A 16439-nucleotide genomic window follows, 5' to 3' on the forward strand; every position below is an offset into this window, starting at 1 on the left:
TCCCTTATTCTCCCGCTCCTCCGTGAAGGCTTTGCACCGGGTGGGCGGTGAGCTCCTGCACAGCGCGCAGGTCGCCGTTGATCTGGTCGGCCGCCGCGTACGCGCTCGCGATACACGCCGGGACGCCGACGCCGTCGTACGCGGCGCCGCACACGGCCAGCCCGGACAGGCCCGCGAGGTGTGCGCGGACGCGGGCCACGCGCGCGTGGTGGCCGACCGGGTACTGGGGCAGGCCGTCGTCCCAGCGGGTGACGCGGGTGGCGACCGGGGCGGCGGCCAGGCCGGTGGCGGCCTTCAGGTCGTGCCGGGACAGCTCGACCAGTTCGTCGTCGTCGCGGTGCAGGATCTCCGTCTCGCCGTGGCGGCCCACGGAGGTGCGGACGACGGCCAGGTCCGGGTTCTCCTCGGCGACCCAGCCCCACTTGTGGGAGGCGAAGGTGGAGGCCTTGACGGTCCGGCCCTCCACGGGCGGCACCAGGAACCCGCTGCCCTCGGGCAGCCGGGCCTCGGCGCGGCGGTAGGCCAGGGTGATCAGCGCCATCGAGGCGTACTCGACGGCGGACAGCTCGGCGGCGGCGCCGGGCGCCTCGGTGCGCAGCAGTCCGGCGGCGGCCGGGGCGGGCACGGCGACGACGACGGCGTCGGCGTGCAGCACCTCGTCGCCGGCGACGAGCCGCCAGCCGTCCTCGGGTTCACGGCGCAGTTCGGTGACCGGGGTGCCGGTGAGGATGCGGGCGCCCCGGGAGCGCAGGGAGTCGGCGACCGCGAGCGGGAGGGAGCCCACACCGCCCGCGACGCCCATGAAGACGGGGCCGGTCTGCTGGGCGGCGGCGGTCCTCGCCTGGACGGCGCGGACCGCTTCGCCCAGGGTGGCGTGTGCGCGGGCGGCCTCGAAGAGGTCCGGGACGGCCGAGCGCATGGAGATGCGGTAGGCGTCACCCGCGTACACGCCGCCGAGCAGGGGCTCGACGAGACGGTCGACGACCTCCCGGCCGAACCGTTCGGCGACGTACTCGCCGATGGCGACGTCGTCGCCGATCTCGGTGGGCGGCAGCTCGGCGTCGCGCTCGATCCGGGCGAGGCCCGCCTCGGACAGCACGCCGGCGAGGGCGGCGGCGGTGCCGGGGACGCCCATGACGTGCCCCTTCGGCATGGGGCGCAGGGCGCCGCGGGTCCACAGCGCGGCGGAGGCGGTGGCGGGCGGCCGCAGCCGGTCGGACAGTCCCACGGCACGGGCGAGGCCGACCGCCTCGGGCCGCCGGGCCAGCAGCGACTCCGCCCCGAGGTCGACGCGGGCACCCGCGATCTCGCCGGGCAGCAGCTTGCCGCCGACCCGGTCCGAGGCCTCCAGCACGGTGACCCGCGCCCCGTGCTCCAGCAGCCGGTGCGCGGCGGCCAGCCCGGCGATGCCCGCTCCGACGACGACGGCGTGCCGCCCGCCGTCCCTGTGTGTTCCGCTCATGCCTCCCACCTTCTCAAATGCCGCACGCCGGTCCGCCAGGGCCGTGTGGCCCCGCCGAGTCCCGACCGTGACCGCATCGCGACCGTCCGGCCCGAACGCCCGCCCCCCTCACGGCGTCTGAGGAGCGTCAGCCATGACGACACGAGGGGGAGTCCCGCATGCGCACACGACGATCCGTACGAACCGGCCCCGCCCTGGCCGGGGCCCTGCTGGCGGCGGCCCTCGCGGTCACCGGATGCAGCGCGTCCGGCGACGAAGGCGCGAGCAAGGCCGGCGGGCAGGGGGTGGCGGCGGACGAGAAGGGGGCCGCGGATGCGGCGCCCGAGTCCGGGAAGCAGGGCGCGCCGGGCGGCACGGCGGACCGCGCCGCGGCGTCCGCCCCGCGTGTGGCGGCGGAGCATGTCATCCGCACCGCCTCCCTGACCGTGCGGGTCAAGGACGTCCCGAAGGCGCTGGACGAGGCCCGCGCGGCGGCGGCGGACGCGGGCGGCTACATCGGCGACGAGACCACCCGACGGGACTGGCGGGGCCACGAGCACACGCGGGTGGTGCTGCGCGTCCCGGCGAGCGCGTACGAGGAGGTGCTGACCGGTCTGGAGGGCACGGGCACCCTCGTCGAGCGCAGCGCGAAGGCGCAGGACGTCACCGACCAGGTGGTCGACGTGGAGAGCCGGATCAGCACGCAGCGGGCCAGCGTGGCGCGCATCCGCGAGCTGATGGACCAGGCCACCCGGCTCAGCGACGTGGTGACCCTGGAGGGCGAACTGAGCAGCCGCCAGGCGGACCTGGAGTCGCTGCTCGCCCAGCAGGCGGCGCTGAAGGACCGTACGAGCCTCGCCACCATCACCCTGACGCTGTCCGAGACCCCGGTGAAGGAGGAGGCGAAGGACGACGACCCGGGTTTCCTGGACGCGCTCGCGGGCGGCTGGGACGTCTTCCTGACGCTGCTGCGCTGGCTGGCCCTGGCGCTCGGCGCGGTCCTGCCGTTCGCGGCGGTGGCGGCGCTGGTCGTCCTGGTGTGGCGCACGCTGGTACGCCCCCGGCTGCCGCGCCGGCCGGGCCCGGTGCCCCCGGCGGGCGGTCCGGGGTCGCTGCCCGTGGCGCCGCCGGTGCCGGGGCGTGCCCCCGAGGGCGGGGACGGCGAGGCCTGAGGGACCGCTCCGGTCCCGCCCCCGTAGCGTGGTCCGCATGGACACGAGCGCTGCGCACGGAGCGAGGGAACGCCTGGTCGTGATCGGCGGCGACGCCGCGGGCATGTCCGCGGCGTCGCAGGCCCGGCGGATGAAGGGCCCGGACGAGCTGGAGATCGTGGCGTTCGAACGCGGCCACTTCACCTCCTACTCGGCCTGCGGCATCCCCTACTGGGTGGGCGGCGACGTCGAGGACCGGGACCGGCTGATCGCGCGTACCCCCGAGGAGCACCGCGCGCGGGACATCGACGTGCGGCTGCGCACCGAGGTCACCGAGGTCGACCTGGACAGGGGGCGGGTCCGAGCGCGTGACCTGGAGTCCGGGGCGGAGGCGTGGACGTCGTACGACAAGCTGGTGATCGCCACCGGTGCGCGGCCGGTCCGTCCGGAGCTGCCCGGCATCGACGCGCCGGGGGTGCACGGGGTGCAGACCCTGGACGACGGGCAGGCGCTGCTGGACACGCTGGCCCGGACCGGCGGACGCCGCGCGGTGGTCGTGGGCGCGGGGTACATCGGCGTGGAGATGGCCGAGGCGATGATCAACCGCGGCTACGAGGTGACGGTCGTCAACCGGGGCCGGGAGCCCATGGCGACGCTCGACCCCGACATGGGCCGGCTGGTGCACGAGGCCATGGCCGGCATGGGCATCACCATGGTGAACGACGCCGAGGTGACCGGGCTGCCCACCGGGGACGACGGCCGCGTGCGGGCGGTCGCCACCGCGGACGCCGAGTATCCGGCCGACGTGGTCGTCCTGGGCATCGGCGTGCGGCCGGAGACGGCCCTGGCGCGGGCGGCCGGGCTGCCCCTCGGGGACCACGGCGGGCTGCTCACCGACCGTTCCCTGCGGGTGCGCGGGCAGGAGAACGTGTGGGCGGGCGGCGACTGCGTGGAGGTGCTGGACCTGGTGTCCGGGCAGCAGCGGCACATCCCGCTCGGCACCCACGCCAACAAGCACGGCCAGATCATCGGCGCGAACGTGGGCGGCGGTTACGCCACGTTCCCGGGCGTCGTCGGCACGGCGGTCAGCAAGGTGTGCGACCTGGAGATCGCCCGCACCGGGCTGCGGGAGAAGGACGCCCACCGCGTGGGCCTGCGCTTCGAGACGGTGACGATCGAGTCGACCAGCCGGGCGGGCTACTACCCGAACGCCTCGCCCATGACGGTGAAGATGCTCGCCGAACTGCGCACCGGCCGGCTGCTGGGCGTGCAGATCGTCGGCCGGGAGGGCGCGGGCAAGCGGGTGGACATCGCGGCGGTGGCCCTGACGGCCGGCATGACGGTGGACCAGGTGGCGGCGCTGGACCTCGGGTACGCACCGCCGTTCTCCCCGGTGTGGGACCCGGTCCAGGTGGCGGCCCGCAAGGCGGCGACGCGCCTCAGGGGCGCGCGCTGAGCGTGCCCCGCGCGCGCCCGCCGGCCGTCGCTCACGCCGCGCACACCGTCGACGCGGCGGGCGCCGTCGAGCCCGAGGGCGCCGCTCACGCCGTCCCGTTGATCCGCTCGATCGCCTGACGGGCCTGCTCCCCCGGTGGCCGGGACGGCAGCGAGGACACCGAGGCGCTCGACGACACGGATGCGGCCGACGGCACCGAGGAGGAGGCGGGCGGCACGGCGGGCGGCTGCTCCCCCGCGGGCTTGGCGTGCGCGGCGGCGGCCCGCGCGGACCGCAGGCGGCGGCTCACCGCCTCGTCCAGCGTCACCGGTCGCTGCATCTGCGTGGCGAGCCGCCCCGCCTCCTGGCCGAGCCGGGCGACGTCCTCCCAGGGGAGGCGCACCACGAGGGTGAGCTCGGCCTCGCCGTCGGGCAGCGCCTGCAGGGTGGTCACTCGGTCGTTCATCGCCTGTGTCCTCACGTCGGCCCCGCGGCCACTTCCCCGCGCCGCGGGCGGTTGGGGAGTCATACGCACGGCGTGCGGGCGGCGTTCAGGGGGTCCACGGATTCACCGGCGGCCGTCCGGGCACCAGTGGAACGTGGTCATCCCCGTTCATGACGTGAACCCCGCGCGCCGCACCCCCTGGGTGACGTACGCGCTCATCGTCGCCAACATCGTCGTCTTCGTGGCCCTCACGCCCGGTGTCGTGGGCTCCCTGACCGGGGGCGGCGGCAGCCTGGCGGAGCTGTGCCACCTCCAGGCGTTCCTGGACCGGTGGGCCGTGGTGCCGAGGGAGCTGATCCACCACCACCTGCCGAACCTGGTGCCGACCGGCGCCACGGGTGTGGGTCCACGGGGACCGGGGTGCGTGATCGGACCGCCCGGCTACGACAAGTCGCCGGAGCTGAGCGTGCTGACGGCGATGTTCCTGCACGGCGGCTGGCTGCACCTGCTGGGCAACATGCTCTTCCTGTGGATCTTCGGCAACAACATCGAGGACCGCATGGGGCACGTCCGCTTCCTGCTGTTCTACCTGGTGTGCGGGTACGCGGCCGCGTACGGTTTCGCGCTGCTGAACGCCGGTTCGGCCGAGCCGCTGATCGGGGCCTCGGGGGCGATCGCGGGTGTGCTCGGCGCCTACCTCGTGCTGTATCCGAGGGCACGGGTGTGGGTGCTGGTGCCGTTCCTGATCTTCCTGCCGCTGCGGCTGCCCGCGTGGATCGTGCTGGGGCTGTGGTTCGTGCTCCAGGCGGTGTACTCGGGCGGACAGGGCGTCACCGACGCGGGCACGGTGGCGTACGCGGCGCACGTGGTCGGCTTCGTCGTCGGCATGCTGCTGGCCTGGCCCCTGAAACCGGGCACTCCCCCGCCGCCCGAACCCCGCGGCATCCTCTTCGGCCGAAGGGCACGGACGGGCTGGTAGGGGCGCCTAGACTCCCTTTTCGGCGGCCCGCGGCCCGAAGGGGGAGACGATGTCCGAGCACCTGTACGACAACCCGGTGATCAGCGGGTTCCATCCCGACCCGAGCGTCTGCCGGGTCGGCGACGACTACTACCTGGTGTGCTCCAGCTTCGAGTACGTCCCCGGGCTGCCGCTCTTCCACAGCAGGGACCTCGTGCACTGGGAGCAGATCGGCAACGTCCTCGACCGGCCCGGGCAACTGCCCCTCCCTCTGCCCGGCGCCAAGGCGTCCGGAGGTCTGTACGCGCCCACGATCCGTCACCACGACGGCCGCTTCTGGGTCGTCAACACCAACATCGACGGCGGCGGCAACTTCGTCGTGTGGGCCGAGCGGCCCGAGGGGCCGTGGAGCGACCCGGTGTGGCTCGCTCTGGACGGGATCGACCCCGACCTGGCGTGGGAGGAGGACGGCACCTGCTGGTGCGCCTTCTCCGGCCCGGCCGGAGGCATCAACATCGCCAGGATCGACCCGGCCGGGGGCAAGGTGCTGGAAGGGCCCGTCCCCACCTGGTCCGGAAGCGGGCTCAAGTTCCCCGAGGCGCCGCACCTGTACCGCGTCGGCGGCTGGTGGTACCTGCTGATCGCGGAGGGCGGCACCGAGCGCGGCCACGCCGTGTCCGTGGCCCGCGCCCGCTCCCCGCGCGGCCCTTGGGAGGCCGCGCCCGGCAACCCGCTGCTGTCCCACGCGGGCACCGCGCGTCCCGTCCAGAACACCGGCCACGCCGATCTCGTCCAGGCTCCCGACGGCAGCTGGTGGATGGTGCTGCTCGGCGTCCGCCCCCGCGGCTTCACGCCCGACGTGCACGTGCTCGGCCGCGAGACGTTCCTGACCCCGGTGGAGTGGGACGCGGACGGCTGGCCCGTCGTCACGCCCGTCCCCGAGCGCCACCCGGCGCCGGGCGGTGCCTGGCATCCCGTTCCGGCCCCGCCCGCCCGTGACGACTTCACCGGCACCGCTCTCGCGCCGTACTGGGTCTCGCCGTTCGCCCGCCCGGAGGGCTCGTGGTCGCTCACGGAGCGCCCCGGGTGGCTGGTCCTGCACGCCACCGGACCCACTCTGGACAGCCCGGGCTACACCTTCGTCGGCCGCCGCCAGCAGCACCACGACTGCCGGGTCACCGCCCTGCTGGACCCGGGCACGGGGCGCGGCGGTCTCTGCGTACGGCTGGACGAGGCCCACCACTACGAGCTGGAGGCCGGGGACGGGGAGGTCCGCGTCGTCGCCCGGATCGGGCCGCTGCGCCAGACCGTGGCCCGCCGACCGGTCCCGGCGGGGCCGCTGCCCCTCACCGTGACGGTCCGGACGTCGGACCTCGTGCCCGCGTCGCCCCACCTCACCGACGGCGGGACCACGGGCCCCGACACCCTCGCCTTCTGGCTGGGCGACCCCGGCGCCCCGGACGCCCGGCCGCTCGCCGAACTGGACGGGCGCTACCTGTCCACCGAGGTCGCCTGCGGTTTCACCGGCCGTGTCATCGGCATGTACGCCACCGAGGGCTCGGTCGCCTTCGACTGGTTCGAGTACGTCCCGTCGCCCGCCGGGTGAAGGGCGGCCGGCCTGCCCGCCGAAGGCCCGGCTCCCGCCCCCGGAGGGCGCCCGCGCGGTTGGGCTAACCTTTCCCCATGCCACCCCGACCAGCCGGAACGCGCCCCACCCTGTCCCTGGTCGCGAAGACCGCCGGTACCAGCGTGCCGACCGTGTCGAAGGTGCTGCGCGGCGGGACGGACGTCTCGGCGGAGACGCGGGCGCGGGTCATGGAAGCCGTGCGGGCCGTCGGCTACGTCCGCCCGGCCGGCTCCAAGAACGAGGGCGTGCGCGACGAGCACGGCTGGTCCAACGTCCTGGACCTGGTGGTCACCCACTACGAGGGGTCGTGGGCGAACCTCCTCGTCGCGGGGGTCGGGCGGGAGGCGGCGGCAGCGGGACTCGACGTCGTCCTGACGCTCGCCGATCCGCAGAGCGACTGGGTGTCGCGGCTGCTGAGGAGGCGCACCCTGGGGGTCATCGGGACGCTGGTCGATCCCGCGTCGGCGCAGTTCGGCGCGCTCTTCGCGGCGGGCGTCCCCGTGGTGCTGGTCGACCCGATGACCACGCCCCCGTCGGGCGTGTCCAGTGTCGGCGTGGCGAACTGGGAGGGCGGCCGGATGGCCGCCGAGCATCTGCTGTCCCTCGGCCACGAGCGGCTGGGGGTGGTCGCGGGGCACGCCCGCCACCTCTTCGGCCGGGCCCGCGTCGACGGTTTCCGCGGGGTGGCCGACACGGCGTCCTCCGGTGCCGCCACGGTGTCGGTGGCCCACGGCGGATGGAACCGCGCCAAGGCGGCGACCGCCACCCACACCCTGCTCGACGCGGATCCGGGGATCACCGGGATCTTCGCCTGCGCCGACTCCATGGCCCTCGGCGTCTACGACGCGCTGGGCGCCCGGGGCCTGCGGGTGCCCGAGGACATCAGTGTCGTCGGCTTCGACGACCTGCCCGAGGCGCAGTACATCACCCCCGGGCTGACCACCGTCCGACAGCCCAGCACGGAGCTGGGCGCGGCGGCGGTCAGGCTGCTGACGGAGCTCGCCCGCGGCGAGGACGGTGGATCCCGGCCCGCCGCCCGTATGAAGCTGGCGACCGAGCTGGTCCTGCGTGCCTCCACCGGACCCGCCCCCGGGACCGCGCCCCGCCGGTGAGGCGGACGGCCGCCCTCACTCGGGTGGGGACGTGACGGTCTCCAGGACGAGGCGGCTCGGCCGGGCGGTGCCCTGGAGGATCGTGTACTCGGCCGCGACGGGCGGCGGGGCCTGGCCGGCCGGGGCGAAGGTGTTGCCGCCGACGTCCCAGCGGGGTGACGAGCTCGGGGCGATGTCGACGCGCACCCGGTGGCCGGGCAGGAACGTGTGCGCCGTCGACCAGAGGTCCACGGCGAACTCCTGCGCCCGGACCGGTTCGAGGGGACGCCTCTCACCCGCCCCGGTCACCGGGTCGACGGACCGCGCCGACCCCCGCCGCACCCCGTCGGCGACGACGCGGCTGGTGCCGTCCGGGTGCTCGTCGCACAGCCGGACCACCACGTCGGCGTCCGTCCCCGTGGTGATCAGGTGCACGACGGCGTGAACCGCGCCCATCACCGTGAGGTCCGTGTCCAGCGGCTCGGTGCGCCAGGAGACGACGTCCTGCCGTGCCTCGACCGCCGACTGGTCGGCGGGGCCCGCCGCGAACGGCCCGAAGAGCAGGACCGCGCCGCCGCACGTCGGGACGGGGGACGCCGGATCGCTGGTCAGCCGTCGTTCGGCGCTCGCGCCCGGCTCGGTCCCGAGCGTCCCCCCGGCGTTCAGGTACAGCGCGAGCGGCCGGGTGTCGCGCGGCGGGAACGCGTCCAGGTCGACCCACCGGTTCGCGCCCATCAGGAACACCCGCACCGGCGGGCCGTCCTCGGCGCGCGTGACGTCCTGGCGCAGGACGGTGTCGAACCACCGCAGGTGGTGCGCCGTGAGGTCCCCGCCGCCACCGGGCTCGTCGGCACAGGCGTCCGGTCCGAAGTCCGCGCCGGCGGCCCGGCCCGACAGGTCGTCGTGCGTCCAGGGGCCCACCAGCAGCCGTGGCGCCGGCCCGCCGGTGTCCCGCGCGCGGCGCAGCAGCCGCCGGTAGATCTCCAGCGTCGGTCCGAGGAAGACGTCGAACCACCCGCCGGTCAGGAACACCGGGACGTCGACCGCGTCGGTCCGGTCGACGACCTTGCCCTCACGGTGACGCGGCGAGCCGAGCGGCTCCCGGAGGAGGTCCAGTCCCCATCCGACGATCGCCTCGACGTCCCGGCCGGGGCGCAGGGCCCCGGCGCGGAACGCCTCGCCGGTGGTGAGCGCGCGTTCGGTCGCCTCCCAGCGTCCCCGCTCCGTCTCGCGGACGGCGGCGGAGCCGAGGCGGTCGATCATGTCCGGGGCAATGGCGTAGTGCGTCCAGGCGAGCGTGCTGCCGAGCTCCGGCACCCCGCCGCGGAACCGGAAACCGTCGAGCGCCGACATCGCGGGCGTCATGGCGGGGGCGATCGCCCGCAGCGCCGGGGCGCCGCCCAGCAGCGCGGCGAACTGGGTGTCGGAGGCGTACGAGGCGCCCCACATCCCGACGGTGCCGTCGCACTCGGGGCGTGCCGCGAGCCAGGCCACGGCGTCGGCGCCGTCGGACTCCTCCTGCCGGCCGGGGTCGAAGTCGCCCTCGGAGCCGAAGCGGCCCCGTACGTCCTGGAGCGCGACGAGGTAACCGGCGGCGACGAGACGGCCGACGTCCAGCACCCCGGGTTCCTCACCGCTCACGTCGTAGGGGTGACGGGTCAGCAGGGCCGGCCACGGTCCGCTCCCCCTCGGGAGCAGCAGCAGGGTCCGCAGCCGTGTCCCGTCGCGCGTCGCGCAGGTCACCTCACGTCGTCTCGCCACCGCGGTCAGCCCTTCACCGCGCCGGTGAGGCCGCCGACGATGCGCTTCTGGAAGACCGAGAAGAACACCAGCGCGGGCAGCATGGCGAGCGAGGTGAAGGCGAGCACCTTCGCGGTGTCCGTGGAGTACTGCGAGGAGAACACCTGGACACCGAGCGGCAGGGTGAAGTTGGCCTGCGAGTTGAGGACGTACAGGGGCAGGAGGTAGTTGTTCCAGCTGCCGACGAAGCCCAGGATGCCGACGGTGACCACGCCGGGCAGCGACAGCGGGACGGCCATGCGGAAGAAGAACCCCAGCCGGCTCATGCCGTCGATCGCGGCGGCCTCCTCGATCTCGTTCGGGATGGCCCGCAGGAACGGCACCAGGATGATGACCGTCGTCGGCAGACCGAAGGCGATCTGCGGGACGATCACGCCGAGCAGGTTGTCGACGAGGCCGAGGTCCCGGATGACGAGGTACAGCGGGGTGATCGCGATGACCATCGGGAACATCAGGCCCGCGGCGAACAAGGAGTACAGGGCGCCCTTGAGCCGGAAGTCGTAGCGCGCGATCACGAAGCTGACCATCAGGCCGAGCGCGACGATGCCCACGGTGCTGGCGAGCGCCACCATGAGGGAGTTGGCGAACTGGCCCCAGAAGACGGACGACTTGAGGATGCCGAGGTAGTTGCCCGTCACCCAGGGGCTCGGCAGGGCGGCCGGCTCGGTGGTGATCTGCGCGTTGGTGCGGAAGCCGCCGATCACGATGTGGACCACCGGCGCGACGCACACACCGACGAAGAGCAGCGCGATGAAGTAGGTGACGGGACTGCCCCACTTCTGCGGCCTGTCGCCGCGGCCGGCGGGCCGCTTCGGCCGGGGAGCGAAGGACGGGCGGCGGGGGGTGGTGGTCGTCGCGCTCATCACACGGTCCCTTCGGTGACGGCGCCCCTGAGGTCGCGGCGCAGGACGAAGCGCTGGTAGATCAGCGCGACGGCGAGCGAGATCACGAACATCACCACGGCGACGGCGCTGCCGTAGCCGTAGTTGCCGGCGTTGCGGCCCTGGGCCAGCATGTAGATCGCCATGGTGGAGGTCCCGGCGGTGCCGGAGACGTACTGGCCCCAGATGATGTAGACGAGGTCGAACAGCTGCAGCGAGCCGATGACCGACAGGAAGGCCCAGATGCGGATCGTCGGTCCGAGCAGCGGCAGCGTGATGCGGCGCTGGATCTGCCAGTAGGAGGCGCCGTCGATCTGCGCGGCCTCGAACATCTCGTCCGGGATCGACTGGAGACCGGCGAGCATCAGGATCACGGCGAAGCCGAGGTACTTCCACGTGATGATGGCCATCAGTGACCAGATGGCCAGGTCCGGGTCGGCGATCCAGTCGGCCTCCAGGGAACCCAGGCCGATCGAGCGCAGCAGGTCGTTGACGGCCCCGTTGCTCTGCAGCATCAGGCTCCAGCCGGTGCCGACGATGACCTCGGAGATGATGTAGGGCACGAAGATCAGGACGCGGATGGCGGAGCGGCCGCGGATCCGCTGGTTGAGCAGCAGGGCGACACCGATCGCCAGCGGCCCCTGGATGACCAGGGAGAGCACCAGGATCAGGCCGTTGTGCCACAGCACGTCGTGGAACGCGGAGTCGGTGAGGATCAGCTTGTAGTTGTTCAGGCCGACCCAGTCGGTGGGCTCTCCGTAACCCTTCCACTGGTAGAAGCCGTAGTACGCGGCGAGTGCGACCGGGAAGATCACGAACGCCAGGAACGTGATGACCGCGGGGGCGGACAGGACGGCGATCTCCAGTCGCGTCCTGCCGCGGCCCCGTCGGCGCGCAGCCGCTCGCGGCGGAGCCGGGGGGACGGACGTGTCCGCGCCCCCGGCTCCGGTCGAGCCCTGCGGCGTGCGGCCGTCGGCCGTGTCGGTGCCCAGGGTGTCGCTCATGCCGCCCGATCAGCCCTTCTCCGCCGCGGCCTTGACGTCCTTGACGATGTCGGCGGCGGACCCCTTGCCGGCCAGCAGGTTCACGACGGCGATGTTCATCGCGTTGCCGACGTTCTGGCCGTACACGGTGTCGAGGAACTGCATCGAGTAGGCGGCCTTGTTGAAGGCCTGGAGCGCGGAGATGTTGTAGGGCTCGGTGACGACGCCCTGGGCCGCCTTGTTCACCGGGATGGTGTCGAAGGCCTCGGCGTACGCCTCCTGCTGCTCCTTGGTCACGGTGAACCGGAGGAAGTCCAGGGCCTCCTTCGGCGCGTTCTTCGAGAGGGAGTAGCCGCCGGCGCCGCCCATGATGGCGGTCGGTTCGCCCTTGCCGCCGGGGACGGCGGGGAAGGGGAACCAGCCGAGGTCGGGGAGCTGCTTCTTGTCCGGGGTCAGGTCGGCGATCACCCCGGGGTTCCAGTTGCCCATGAGCTCCATGCCCGCCCTGTGATTGGCGATGAGGCCCGCCGAGGACCCGGCTCCCTGCTGCGACGTCGCCGTGAGGAAGCCCTTCTGGAAGGGGTCGCTCTCCAGGAGCTCGGCGAGGTCCTCACCGGCCTTGGTCCAGCAGGGGTCCTCGAAGGTGAGCGACTTGGCCGCCTCCTGCATGGTCTCCTGACCGCACTCCCGCAGGGCGAAGTTGTAGTACCAGTGCGCGGCCGGCCAGGCGTCCTTGGCGCCGACCGCGATCGGCGCGACGTCGATCGCCTTCAGCTTGGCGACGGCGTCCTTGAGTTCGTCCGTCGTCGTCGGCGGCGCGGTGATGCCGGCCTTCTTGAACAGGTCCTTGCTGTAGTAGATGCCCTCGGGCTGGGTGTCCATCGGCATCGCGTAGACCTTGCCGTCGATCGAGACGCCCTCGAGCGCCGCCTCGCCCACGTTCTCCCGGTCGGCGCCGGACAGTTCCAGTGCCTGGATCTGGCCGGCCTCCACCATGGCCTGCATCTTGCCGCCGCCGCGCTGGAGGAAGATGTCCGGCGCGGAGCCCGAGTTGAGCGCGTTCTGCAGCTTGCCGTCGAGGTCCTCGTTCTGCACCGTCTGGATCTTGATCGTGACGTCGGGGTGCTGTGCCTTGTACTCCTTCGCGGCGTTCTGCCAGAACACCAGGCCGCGTCCCTCCATCGCGTTCGTCCAGAGGGTCACCGTGCCCTTGCCGCCGCCGGACGCGCCGTCGTCCTCACCGCCGGCGCAGCCGGCGGTGGCGAGTGCGAGGCACAGGCCGATCGCGACAGCCGTGGCGCTGCGGGTCATCCTCGTCATCGTGGAGCTCCTGATCTGTCGTCAGTGATCCAACTGCTATGAGTTTGCGCAAACTAATGGCCCATCCGCGAAGTAGGAGCAGGTCTATCGCCGAAAATGAACGCGGGGCAACAAAGAGTTTTCGCAAGTTGCGCAATCGTTACCGACATAGCGACCGCTGTTCGAGATGGCGAACAGCGGAGGTGGCTACCGGACAGTCAGGGGCCGGGAACGGGGCGCGCACCCGGCCGCACGCGAAAGAGCCGGTGCGGCGCGCTCAGCGCGCGGCACCGGCTCGGCCGGCGGCCCGTGGGCCGCCGTACACGGTCAGCGGGCGGTGGCCGTGTGGACGTACTCCACGAGGCGGGTCAGGGCGTCCGGGTCGGTGGACGGCATGACGCCGTGGCCGAGGTTGAAGACATGGCCCTCCAGGCCGGCCGCCGAGTCCAGCACCTCCCGCGCCTTGGTCTCCACGGCCTCTCGGCCGGCGAAGAGCACGGTCGGGTCGAGGTTGCCCTGCAGCGCCTTGCCGGGCCCGACGCGGCGGGCGGCCTCGTCCATCGGGACGCGCCAGTCGACGCCGACGACGTCCGCGCCGGCCTCGCCCATCAGCCCGAGCAGTTCACCGGTGCCGACGCCGAAGTGGATGCGCGGGATCCCGTAGGAGGCCACCGCGTCGAACACCTTCGCCGAGGCGGGCAGCACCGAGCGGCGGTAGTCGGCGGGGGCCAGGGCGCCGGCCCAGGAGTCGAAGAGCTGGACGGCCGAGGCGCCGGCCTCGATCTGCACCTTCAGGAAGGCGGCGGTGATCTCCGCGAGCCGGTCGAGCAGGTCGGCCCACAGCTCAGGGTCGCCGTACATCATCGCCTTGGCGTTCTCGTACGTGCGGGACGGGCCGCCCTCGACGAGGTAGCTGGCGAGGGTGAAGGGGGCGCCCGCGAAACCGATCAGCGGGGTGGAGCCCAGCTCCCGGGTCAGCATCCCGATCGCCTCGGTGACGTACGGGACGTCCTCGGGGGTCAGGTCGCGCAGCCGGTCGAGGTCGGCGCGGGTACGCACCGGCTGTTCGACGACCGGGCCGACGCCCGGCTTGATGTCGAGGTCGATGCCGATGGCCTTGAGGGGGACGACGATGTCGCTGAAGTAGATGGCCGCGTCGACCCGGTGGCGCCGCACCGGCTGCAGCGTGATCTCGGTGACCAGGTCGGGGCGCATGCAGGAGTCGAGCATGCCGATGCCCTCGCGCACCTTGCGGTACTCCGGCAGGGAGCGCCCGGCCTGCCGCATGAACCACACCGGGGTGTGCGGCACCGGCTCACGCCGGCACGCCTTGAGGAAGGCACTGTCGTACGTCGAAGTCGGCTGGCTGCCCGTCGGGCTCACGTTGGCGCTCACACCGGCCAGTCTCGCATGTCGGGAACGGGGTCCGGCCGCCGGGCGCCCCGGGTGGCCCGGGTCACTCGCATCGACCGGCGGTCCCCCGGAGCGGGGGCGCGCGGCGGGGGTGCGGCGTGATCCGGACACCCCCGGACGGCACGGGTGTCCCTCCCTGCGCCGACGGCCCGTTCCGCTTAATCTTCCCCGCATGGCTGCGGCTCAGGGACGATTGTCGGACGGCGCTGGCGGAATGGACGAACCGAAGGAGGACGGGGCGAACACCGGACCCGGGGGTACGCCCCCGTTGCCCTTCCGGGCCGCTGTCGACGCGCTGCGGGGCGCGCGACTGCGGCCGCAGATCGAGGTCGAGCCCACACCCGCGCCCAAACGCCTCGCGCCGTACGCGCACGCGCTGGAGGCGGCGGTCGTGGACGGTGAGGACGATCTCGCGGACGGCCGGCTGGTGCTGCTGTACGACCCGGACGGGCACGAGGCGTGGCGGGGCGCGTTCCGCCTGGTGACCCTGGTGCGCGCGGAGCTGGAGCCGGAGATGGCGGCGGACCCGCTGCTGCCGGACGTGTGCTGGTCGTGGCTGACCGGTGCGCTCACCGCGCGCGGACTGGCGTTCGGGGAGCCGAGCGGGACGGTGACACGGGCGAGCTCCCACTACTTCGGCGGGCTGTCCGAGCGGCCCCCGGCCTCGCAGATCGAGATCCGCGCCTCCTGGACGCCCCGGGAGGGGCTGGGCGGGGTGCCGGACACGGCCGGCCACATGGTCGCCTGGTGCGATCTGCTGGCGCAGGTGGCAGGGCTGCCGCCGGCCGCGCCCGGGGACGCGTCGGTCGTGACGCTCCCGCAGCGGAGGGGACCGCAGTCGCGTTGAGCTGCCCGTGCCGGGCCCCGGTCAATCCTCGTTGCCCATCTCTTTGTCGATACGGCCACATTCGGAAGCGTTGCGACGCGGACCGAAACCGTTCGATCTTCGAATGATCGATCGTGCGTCCGAATTGCCCGGATTGTTACTCACCAGATCGTGATCATTTCCTAAAGGACATCAGGTTTGCTGCCGAAGACGACTGTGACCTTGAAAGCACGGTTCGTCCCGGCTTCACCCCCCACGAGCCGGCCCCGTCCCGCACCCCAGGAGGCCTGGTGTCCGTTCTCCTCGAGCAGCCCTCAAGCCTGGTCGCCTACCGCCCGAACAAGCCGACCGCCATGGTGGTCGTGGCCGACCCGCGCGTCCGATCCACCGTCACCCGCCATCTGTGGGCGCTCGGTGTACGCGACGTCATCGAGGCCTCGTCCGTCGCGGAGGCTCGTCCCCGCATCGGCAACCCCCGCGACATCTGTGTCGCCGAAGTCCACCTGCCGGATGGTTCCGGCCTCACCCTCCTCTCCGAGACCCGCGCCGCGGGCTGGCCCAACGGGCTCGCCCTCTCGGCCGCCGACGACATCGGCGCCGTGCGCAACGCACTGGCCGGCGGTGTCAAGGGCTATGTCGTCACCGGCACCCGCACCAACCTGGGGCTTCCCACCCGGCCCGGCGCCGCCCCCATCGGCGCCGCCGCCGCGCGCCTGCACCGCCGCCCCCCGGGTGCCCCGAGCCACCCGGGCGGCTACCGCGAGCTGTCCGGCCGCGAGGTCGAGGTGCTGCGGCTGGTTGCGGAGGGCCAGTCGAACAAGGCGATCGGCGTCTCCATGGGCCTGTCCGCCCTGACCGTCAAGAGCCACCTCGCCCGCATCGCCCGCAAGCTCGGCACGGGCGACCGCGCCGGCATGGTGGCGGTGGCCCTGCGTACCGGCATCATCCACTGACCCCCTCCCCCGTCCCTCACGCCCGCGCCCCCACTCCCCCTTCCCCCGCGCCCGCCGATGTCCCCATGTCGGCGGGCGCCCGCGCGTGCTGCCGTACGCGGGATCCGATGCGGCCTGTTTTCGCTGGTCGGCGCCC

14 protein-coding genes are annotated in these 16439 nt (G+C 73.3%); 7 read left to right on the top strand and 7 right to left on the bottom strand.

Translation table 11 applies throughout. The features are described 5' to 3' along the window. Positions 1-4 precede the first annotated feature (4 nt). The gene (gene hemG / locus B100_RS0112180; RefSeq protein ID WP_024884716.1) at positions 5-1462 is read right to left on the bottom strand and encodes a protoporphyrinogen oxidase; all 1458 of its coding nucleotides are present in this window, start codon (positions 1460-1462) and stop codon (positions 5-7) included. Between the two features lie 158 nt (positions 1463-1620). Here hemG and B100_RS0112185 point away from each other — a divergent pair, with 158 nt between their 5' ends. Both B100_RS0112185 and B100_RS0112190 read left to right on the top strand, forming a co-directional pair. Then, positions 1621-2613: a DUF4349 domain-containing protein gene (locus B100_RS0112185; RefSeq protein WP_024884717.1), complete on the top strand. Its 993-nt coding sequence runs from the start codon at positions 1621-1623 to the stop codon at positions 2611-2613. Between the two features lie 37 nt (positions 2614-2650). Continuing rightward, complete coding sequence (locus B100_RS0112190) at positions 2651-4048, top strand: FAD-dependent oxidoreductase (RefSeq protein WP_024884718.1); 1398 nt, start codon at positions 2651-2653, stop codon at positions 4046-4048. Between the two features lie 85 nt (positions 4049-4133). On the opposite strand, the gene B100_RS0112195 is transcribed toward B100_RS0112190, so the two are convergent. Next, positions 4134-4493 (bottom strand): hypothetical protein, encoded by a 360-nt coding sequence (locus B100_RS0112195; protein WP_024884719.1) that lies wholly within the window; start codon positions 4491-4493, stop codon positions 4134-4136. 133 nt (positions 4494-4626) lie between these two features. Here B100_RS0112195 and B100_RS0112200 point away from each other — a divergent pair, with 133 nt between their 5' ends. From B100_RS0112200 to B100_RS0112210, 3 genes are all read left to right on the top strand, one after another. After that, positions 4627-5451: a rhomboid family intramembrane serine protease gene (locus B100_RS0112200; protein WP_024884720.1), complete on the top strand. Its 825-nt coding sequence runs from the start codon at positions 4627-4629 to the stop codon at positions 5449-5451. 49 nt (positions 5452-5500) lie between these two features. Next, positions 5501-7036 (top strand): glycoside hydrolase family 43 protein, encoded by a 1536-nt coding sequence (locus tag B100_RS0112205; RefSeq protein ID WP_106966990.1) that lies wholly within the window; start codon positions 5501-5503, stop codon positions 7034-7036. Between the two features lie 77 nt (positions 7037-7113). Beyond that, positions 7114-8169: a LacI family DNA-binding transcriptional regulator gene (locus B100_RS0112210; RefSeq protein WP_024884722.1), complete on the top strand. Its 1056-nt coding sequence runs from the start codon at positions 7114-7116 to the stop codon at positions 8167-8169. Positions 8170-8184: 15 nt separating this feature from the next. On the opposite strand, the gene B100_RS0112215 is transcribed toward B100_RS0112210, so the two are convergent. The 5 genes from B100_RS0112215 to hemE form a co-directional block, all read right to left on the bottom strand. Further along, positions 8185-9909, bottom strand: coding sequence for a CocE/NonD family hydrolase (locus B100_RS0112215; protein WP_486585628.1), 1725 nt, complete (start codon positions 9907-9909; stop codon positions 8185-8187). A gap of 5 nt (positions 9910-9914) precedes the next feature. After that, positions 9915-10811, bottom strand: coding sequence for a carbohydrate ABC transporter permease (locus B100_RS0112220; protein WP_024884724.1), 897 nt, complete (start codon positions 10809-10811; stop codon positions 9915-9917). Next, positions 10811-11833: a carbohydrate ABC transporter permease gene (locus B100_RS0112225; protein WP_024884725.1), complete on the bottom strand. Its 1023-nt coding sequence runs from the start codon at positions 11831-11833 to the stop codon at positions 10811-10813. Before B100_RS0112225 ends, B100_RS0112220 begins: the two co-directional genes overlap by 1 nt. Positions 11834-11842: 9 nt before the next feature. Beyond that, the gene (locus B100_RS0112230) at positions 11843-13132 is read right to left on the bottom strand and encodes an extracellular solute-binding protein (RefSeq protein ID WP_024884726.1); all 1290 of its coding nucleotides are present in this window, start codon (positions 13130-13132) and stop codon (positions 11843-11845) included. A gap of 306 nt (positions 13133-13438) precedes the next feature. Beyond that, entirely contained in the window at positions 13439-14506 is a 1068-nt protein-coding gene (gene hemE, locus B100_RS0112235) for a uroporphyrinogen decarboxylase (RefSeq protein ID WP_024884727.1), read from the bottom strand. Between the two features lie 190 nt (positions 14507-14696). Between hemE and B100_RS0112240 the strand changes: the two genes are divergently transcribed. Further along, complete coding sequence (locus tag B100_RS0112240) at positions 14697-15371, top strand: DUF3000 domain-containing protein (protein ID WP_037722623.1); 675 nt, start codon at positions 14697-14699, stop codon at positions 15369-15371. A 269-nt stretch (positions 15372-15640) separates the two neighbouring features. Continuing rightward, on the top strand, positions 15641-16303 hold the full coding sequence (locus tag B100_RS0112245) for a helix-turn-helix transcriptional regulator (RefSeq protein ID WP_006130493.1): 663 nt from the start codon (positions 15641-15643) through the stop codon (positions 16301-16303). Positions 16304-16439: the final 136 nt, after the last annotated feature.

Source organism: Streptomyces sp. CNH189 (assembly GCF_000527195.1).